The sequence below is a fragment of the Acinetobacter seifertii genome (genome assembly GCF_000368065.1).
Classification (GTDB): domain Bacteria; phylum Pseudomonadota; class Gammaproteobacteria; order Pseudomonadales; family Moraxellaceae; genus Acinetobacter; species Acinetobacter seifertii.
Genome location: NZ_KB851200.1, coordinates 254,864 through 261,669, shown reverse-complemented (window position 1 = coordinate 261,669; position 6,806 = coordinate 254,864). Strand labels below are relative to the sequence as shown.

Here is a 6,806-nt window from a genome sequence, read left to right as displayed (position 1 = left end):
GAGTTTGAAAGTGCATAATCAATTGCTTGCTGTTTAAATTCAGCACTAAAACGTTTGGCCATTTCTTGGATCTCCAAAGTTAACGTTACGTTATCTTTAGAGGGAAGTACTGTCCATTATTTTGGCTAGGATCAACATAACCGCAAGGAGATTACCGAAGCCTCTATGCTTGCTCGACTAGCAACTTCTTGGAGCTCTGTCACTCCTATTGAATGGATCGATTCTGGACAAACCAATTTAAACCCTGAAACCAAGTTTGTTATTGAAATAATAAAATCGACACCTCCACTTAAAAATGGAGCCTTTGTACAAATTTCAAAACCGACAGATGGTGCTCCTACCCTCTCTATCACTTATCACACGCCACAAGAACTTACTGCTGCTATTAATGGATTAATTAATCCAGCTTATGTACAGCAGCTTGATACAGGCAGTGCAATTTTCCCAACTACAATTTCAGCACCTGCTTGGGCTCAATTCAAGAAAATTGATACGCTTGCAGACTTAGGTATTGAAGATTTCCGCTTAAATCACGCTGAAAAAAACTTGTTTCTCGATTTTCCAGCAGTATGGCAGCCTACTGACATCCTACAAGGACAAATTGCCCTTCGTATTCAAAGCGGCCTATTACAGGGTTCAAACATTACGGCATGGCTCGATGGTGGTCTTGCAGGTAGTATGAAAACGGCAGATCTTGCCTCTGACCCAGTTAATCGACAATTCAACATTTTCGCGAAATCTATTTCTAATACAACCAACTTTAGCTTGAAGCTTGAAAACTCGGTCATTGCCAACTCTCAATGTCTGCCCACTGCTCATGGTTCACTTTGGGTCGATACAGCCAAATCGACTGTCAAGCTTCCACACAAACTTAAAAACGGGGTGGCAGCCCTTTCCATGACATTAGCAACCAAACCAACGATTGCAATTGATGATCAATCTGGTGCATTAAATATTGCGATCACATTAGGGCAAGTCGCTAAAAAAATGCTACTTACTGATGCTCCAATGCCACTGAATTTAGTACGTTTTTCTCCAAATGCTCCACAAGCAGTTAATGTGATTGTGAATAAACAGATTTATCAACAACAAGTCTCAATGCATCAAAACATTATTTATGCGCCAGCAGCAGCAAACGGTTTTATTGTGAGTTATAACAATAACCGCTTTGATGTCATTACTGACTCTGAAAAAGGTGCACAAACCTTCATGCATCTATGGGGAACCATTCAACATAAAATTCCAAATAATGTGACCAAAATGTTGGTTTCAGAAAACGGCAATATCTATGTTCTCCAAAAATTAATTGTAGGTAATCAAAAAGCTCCATTAGTTCAGCAGTCTTCATTCTTTTTACTGGTTGTGATTATCTCTGCAATTATGATAATAGTGATCTTCTTGTGGTATTGGTTACGACGTAATAATGAGAAAACAGATACCAATTAAAATAACTGCTTTTATTATTTTAATTATATGTAGTGTAGTGGCTTATGCGGGGTTGTTCAAAAATCATGGACACCCCCCAGTGATCGAAGGAATTTTTTGGCAACCAGATAACAATACCACTCCTCCAAAAGGAAACTGGCATTATTTAGGAGTTAACACTTTTGTTCCCCAATGGTCAGTCGTTGAATCTAAATCGTGGTGGACAAACTCCAACCTCCCACAATGGGAAAAAGCCATTGATATACAGAAAATTAAGCAACAACCTTGGGCTAAAAATCTCATATTAGGTTTAGCTGGTGAATATAATGAACCAGCAGCACGTGCAAATGTTGTTGCTTTAGGAGAAAAATCTGCACAAATTATTCAAGAACAAAATGATGCATCTTTAAAAGGTTACTATTTTCCAGTTGAAGCTGATCCAACTTGGTTAAGGGTAAGCACACTAGGTCATGTTCTAGAAAAACTGCCAGCACCTATTTGGGTGAGCATTTATAGTGGTGAAAGAGAACCTGAAAATTATAATTTATGGGTTAAAAGTTGGCTACCTAGCCAAGCTGGTGTCTTTTTCCAAGATGGTGTAGGTGTCGGTGTAAGAACCCCTCAACAAGCCAGACGTATTTTAGACCAACTTGAACAAACTCTTGGAAAAGATAAAACTGTTATTGTGCTAGAAGCATTTCGTACCAAAAAAAATGGACAATTTCGAGCAGCCTATCCTTGGGAAATTATTTCTCAGATTAAAGCGTATGAAGGCAAAACAATTTATATTTTTGATGGTCCCCACTATATGGGACGCTGGTCGGTTTATATCGTCGGTTTATGGTATCGCCTGACTTATGGCAGCATTCCTGCCACCATAAGTGAATCAGAAAATTCAAAATAAATACTTTTTATTCAGAAGTTCTGGCAATTTCATCTAATATTCGCTGGGCAGCACACCCATCACCAAACGGATTTTCAACATTTGCCATTTTTTGGTAATGCTGCGAATCTGTTAAAAGTTTTTCAGCCTCATCAATAATTTTTTGCTGATTTGTTCCAACAAGTACTCCTGCGCCCACCTCTACTACTTCAGGTCGTTCAGTAGTGTCTCGTAAAATTAATACAGGCTTATTAAACGAAGGGCTTTCCTCTTGTAAACCACCAGAGTCCGTTAAAATGAAGATAGAACGGTTTATGACGGCTAATAAACTTGGATAATCAAGTGGTTTAACCAAGTGAATTTGAGCATGATTTTTAAACTTATCATGCACTACATCATGTACAGCTGGGTTTAAATGCACAGGCCAAATAAAATGTAAATCAGGATGATGATTAGCTAAATATTCAACTGCATTACAAATATTTTGAATTCCCTCACCAAAATTTTCACGGCGGTGAGCGGTAATAAGTACGACTTTATCGTTTTGTTTTAACTCAATTCCGTAAGGTTCGAGCTGATTTTTTAAACCAGCTTTTTCAGAAATTAATTTTCTGCCTAAATATACAGCATCGACTACCGTATTGCCTGTCACTGTAATTAACGAAGGCTTGATTTGCTCATTAAGTAGATTTCTTTTTGATTGTTCAGTCGGAGCAAAATGCCATTTAGTAATACGTGAAACTAACTGACGGTTACCTTCCTCAGGGAAAGGATGATCTAAATCATAAGAACGTAAACCTGCCTCTACATGGGCAACAGGGATTTTCATTGAAAATGCGACTAATCCAGCAGCTAATACAGTGGTAGTATCACCCTGAATGACTATCGCATCTCTTTTTTGACCATCGGTGTAAACATGCTCTAGTTGAGCCAAACCATGAATTAATAGCTGATTTAAGCTTTGCCCTGCATTCATAATTTTAAGTCGGTGGTCAATTTCAACCCCAAAGAAATCTATAGCATCTCGCACTAATTCATCATGCTGGCCCGTGAAAATAACTTCAACCTGAAATCGCGAGTCTTGTTTTGCTAATAAAATTACCGGAGCTAGCTTTATTAGCTCTGGACGAGTACCAAATACAATTGAAATAATTTTTTTTTTCATTATTAGAAGTCCTTATAAAAAACAAGTTCTACACGAGTATTGTTGTAATGATCTTTTGTATTAACAGGCACGTCTTTAAAATAGTTGCCATATAAACGTTCAACACGAAGTTTTATCGGTTGATAATTAAAAGGTTGCCATGAAATACCTGGCCCATATTCAAATAAATTATTGTAATACTCATTTTTACTGTCTGCTAAGCCATGCAATTTCACATAAGCCTGCACAGTTCCATTATCTCCTTTATATAAGTTTAAACCTGTGCGTAAGCGCAAATCTCCAATAACGTTATAGTCTTCTCTTGAATAAGTCGCGACATTGCCATAGAGGTCAGTAAAGTAATTATCTAAACAAAGTGTATGATTACAGTTAGATTGGGAATACCACTCTTGATAACCTGTTACCCCTCCAACTACACTTTCACGAAATTTTTTTCGATTTCGATCAATCAAGTCATAACTTCCGCCAACTTCGACATAAGCTCGAACAGGAATAGAAGTCCATGGTTGATAATTTGCACCTACCCCAAGAGTAACTGCATTTTCATCAATAATTTCAGGTCGTACTCCACCTTGAGATTTAGTATCACGGTTTAAATTAAGAAAACCGTAGACTTGAGTACGACCATTGTCGATGTTTTTACCGTACCGAACTTTTAAAGGAAAAATAACATCGTCATAACGTGACTCATAAGAGGGTGCAAAATAGATATCCCCAAAATATGGCTTAACCTCACCTCCACTTAAATTTTTAACCGCTTGAGTTGCCTTCGCAGCAATTGCTGGATCTGAAGATGAAGTTAGTTCTTTAAATAAAACCAGTGCATCACGATTTTTTTTTTGTTGATTCAGCAAATATGCTTCTTGTAATTTTAAAGTGTCGTCTTGAGGAGCTAAAGCTCTTGCTTGTCTTAAACTTTGTAAAGCCTCATCTCTTTTTTCGAGCCGAATTTGTAAATAAGTAAGGCTTTTCCAGACTTTAATATCTGTAGGGGTCAGCTTACTCAGCTCAACTAATATTTTTTCTGCTTCTTGAGGTTGAGACTGCTCTATTTTATAGAATCTGTCCCATTTATCATAAATGAGATTTCCAGGTTTATATTCAGAGGTAACTGGGTCTTGTGCATAAACAGAACACACACTTACTACCGTTGAAGAAATGACTACTCCCATAAGTAATATCGAATGCGTTATAGAGTTTATTGTTTTGCTATTTCTCATTATCACCTCTACAGTAAATTAGAGTTATTAAGGGTAATTTGTTAGAATGATCAATAAATATCATAATTTAAAATAATGAGTTACATCGTTAAGTTAGGTTAAGGATGATTTAATATAAATAGTTTAGTCTCCATTTTTATTATTGATCTATTCTTTAGTATCCCTAAATTCCCTATAATGATGACATATTTTTTGATCAATAATTTGTAAAATTTCATAGCATCTATAAAACATTTATAAGGCAAAACACATGGCTTTTCCACATCATACAGAGCATCATGCAATTCACCGTTCAGGTTGGTTAAGAGCTTCAGTATTAGGAGCCAATGATGGAATTATTTCTGTCACTAGTTTAATTATGGGTATGGCTGCAAGTGGAGCTAACTCACATACTTTATTAATTACATGCATTGCTGGACTAATTTCTGGGGCTACATCAATGGCTGCCGGAGAATATATTTCTGTAAAATCTCAAGAAGATATTGAAAAAGCAGATTTAGCGATTGAAGCAAAAGAACTCTCAAAGCACCCTCAAAAAGAGTTAGATGAGCTAACTCAAATTTATATTTCTAGAGGCCTATCTAAAGAATTGGCTCAAGAAGTTGCTTTGCAGCTAACCACTCATGATGCATTGGGTGCACATGCTCGGGATGAAATCGGCATTCATGAAAATACCGCAGCCAATCCTGTACAAGCTGCATTATCATCTGCCGCATCATTTTCTTTTGGGGCTTTTTTCCCCATGCTGGCTATATTACTCAGCCCGAATCAATGGATTATACCTGCTGTCCTAGCCACAGGAATTCTTTCATTAGCGATTTTAGGTGCACTTTCAAGTTACTTTGCTGGTACATCTAAACTTAAAGGCAGTTTACGTATTACCTTATGGGGAATTTTAGCAATGGCTTTTTCAAGCTGGATTGGTTCTTTATTTAATGTCACGCCATTATAAGAAGATCTTTTAAATAGTGTTCTAGAATATTTAAAAATTAAATAGCCAATATTATTTGCTCTTCATTCTATTTTCACGTTATGGTGAAGTGAAAGAAATGAGGTGAATAAAATGAGCCTATTACAACAACTTGCAATTAAACATCCAATTTTTCTGGCTCCCATGGCAGGCGTTTCTACACCAGAACTAGCAGCCGAGGTTTCAAATCAAGGAGGCCTTGGATCATTAGGCTTGGGAGCAAATACTCCACAAAGTGCACGTGAACAAATTTTAAAAACTCAAGCACTCACCGAAAACTCATTTCAGGTTAATTTTTTCTGTCATCAATCTACAGAACTTAACCTAGAAAAAGCAAAACAATGGATTGAATATTTACGTCCTCATTTCGAAAAATTTGGTGTTCAACCTCCTCAAGAGTTGCACTGTATTTATCCAAGTTTTTTAGACAATGATGACTTTTTAAATGTTGTTTTAGAAACTAAACCTAAAGCGGTGAGCTTCCATTTTGGTATTCCGCATCCGCATCAAATTAAAGCTTTGAAAGAAGCTGGTATTTTGACTATGGTTTCGGCCACCAACCTGATTGAAGCGCAAGCGATTGAAGCAGCAGGTATCGATATCATCATTGCTCAAGGTATTGAAGCAGGTGGACATCGAGGAATTTTCAACCAGACTTTTGATGCAGCGATTAAAACCAGTGACTTGGTCCAATTGATTGTGAAGCATTGTAAGCTTCCTGTTGTAGCTGCGGGTGGCATTATGACTGGCTTGCAGGCCAAACATATGTTGGGTTTAGGAGCAACCGCAGTCCAGTTAGGTACAGCATTCGTTCAATGCCAAACTTCAAATGCTTCTGCTGAATATCGCAAAGCATTATTTACTGAACCTGTAACGCAAATTAGTGCAAGCCTTTCTGGGCGTCCAGCTCGCGGTTTATTAAACCATTGGCATACCAAAATTGATTCACCTACTCGACCCCTCCAACCTGAATACCCTTATGCTTATGATTTAGCAAAGCAACTCAATGCTCTTGCGAGCAAACACCATGACTATGGTTTTGGTGCTTTTTGGGCAGGAAGTAATGTTGCACAAATACGTGAATTAGGCGCTTCTGATCTGGTCAATCAACTGGTTGTTGAAATGTTAGATAATGAATAAATA

Annotated in this window: 5 protein-coding genes and 1 pseudogene; 4 read left to right on the top strand and 2 right to left on the bottom strand. The window is 37.4% G+C overall.

The genetic code is table 11. From position 1 onward, the window contains the following. Positions 1 to 132: 132 nt before the first annotated feature. Together F985_RS08585 and F985_RS08580 are read left to right on the top strand one after the other, a co-directional pair. Positions 133 to 1,446 (top strand): annotated as a pseudogene (locus tag F985_RS08585) (hypothetical protein); the annotation flags it as partial. Then, positions 1,424 to 2,329, top strand: a complete 906-nt coding sequence (locus tag F985_RS08580) for an alpha-amylase family protein (RefSeq protein ID WP_004700023.1) — start codon at positions 1,424 to 1,426, stop codon at positions 2,327 to 2,329. The pseudogene F985_RS08585 and the gene F985_RS08580, both read left to right, overlap by 23 nt. A gap of 7 nt (positions 2,330 to 2,336) precedes the next feature. On the opposite strand, the gene wecB is transcribed toward F985_RS08580, so the two are convergent. Continuing rightward, entirely contained in the window at positions 2,337 to 3,473 is a 1,137-nt protein-coding gene (wecB, locus tag F985_RS08575) for a non-hydrolyzing UDP-N-acetylglucosamine 2-epimerase (protein ID WP_004700022.1), read from the bottom strand. A gap of 2 nt (positions 3,474 to 3,475) precedes the next feature. Then, positions 3,476 to 4,693, bottom strand: coding sequence for a tetratricopeptide repeat protein (locus F985_RS08570; RefSeq protein ID WP_004700020.1), 1,218 nt, complete (start codon positions 4,691 to 4,693; stop codon positions 3,476 to 3,478). Positions 4,694 to 4,943: 250 nt separating this feature from the next. On the opposite strand from F985_RS08570, the gene F985_RS08565 reads away from it, so the two are divergent. Together F985_RS08565 and F985_RS08560 are read left to right on the top strand one after the other, a co-directional pair. Continuing rightward, positions 4,944 to 5,645: a VIT1/CCC1 transporter family protein gene (locus tag F985_RS08565; RefSeq protein WP_004700019.1), complete on the top strand. Its 702-nt coding sequence runs from the start codon at positions 4,944 to 4,946 to the stop codon at positions 5,643 to 5,645. 111 nt (positions 5,646 to 5,756) lie between these two features. Next, positions 5,757 to 6,803, top strand: coding sequence for an NAD(P)H-dependent flavin oxidoreductase (locus tag F985_RS08560; RefSeq protein WP_004700017.1), 1,047 nt, complete (start codon positions 5,757 to 5,759; stop codon positions 6,801 to 6,803). Positions 6,804 to 6,806 lie beyond the last annotated feature (3 nt).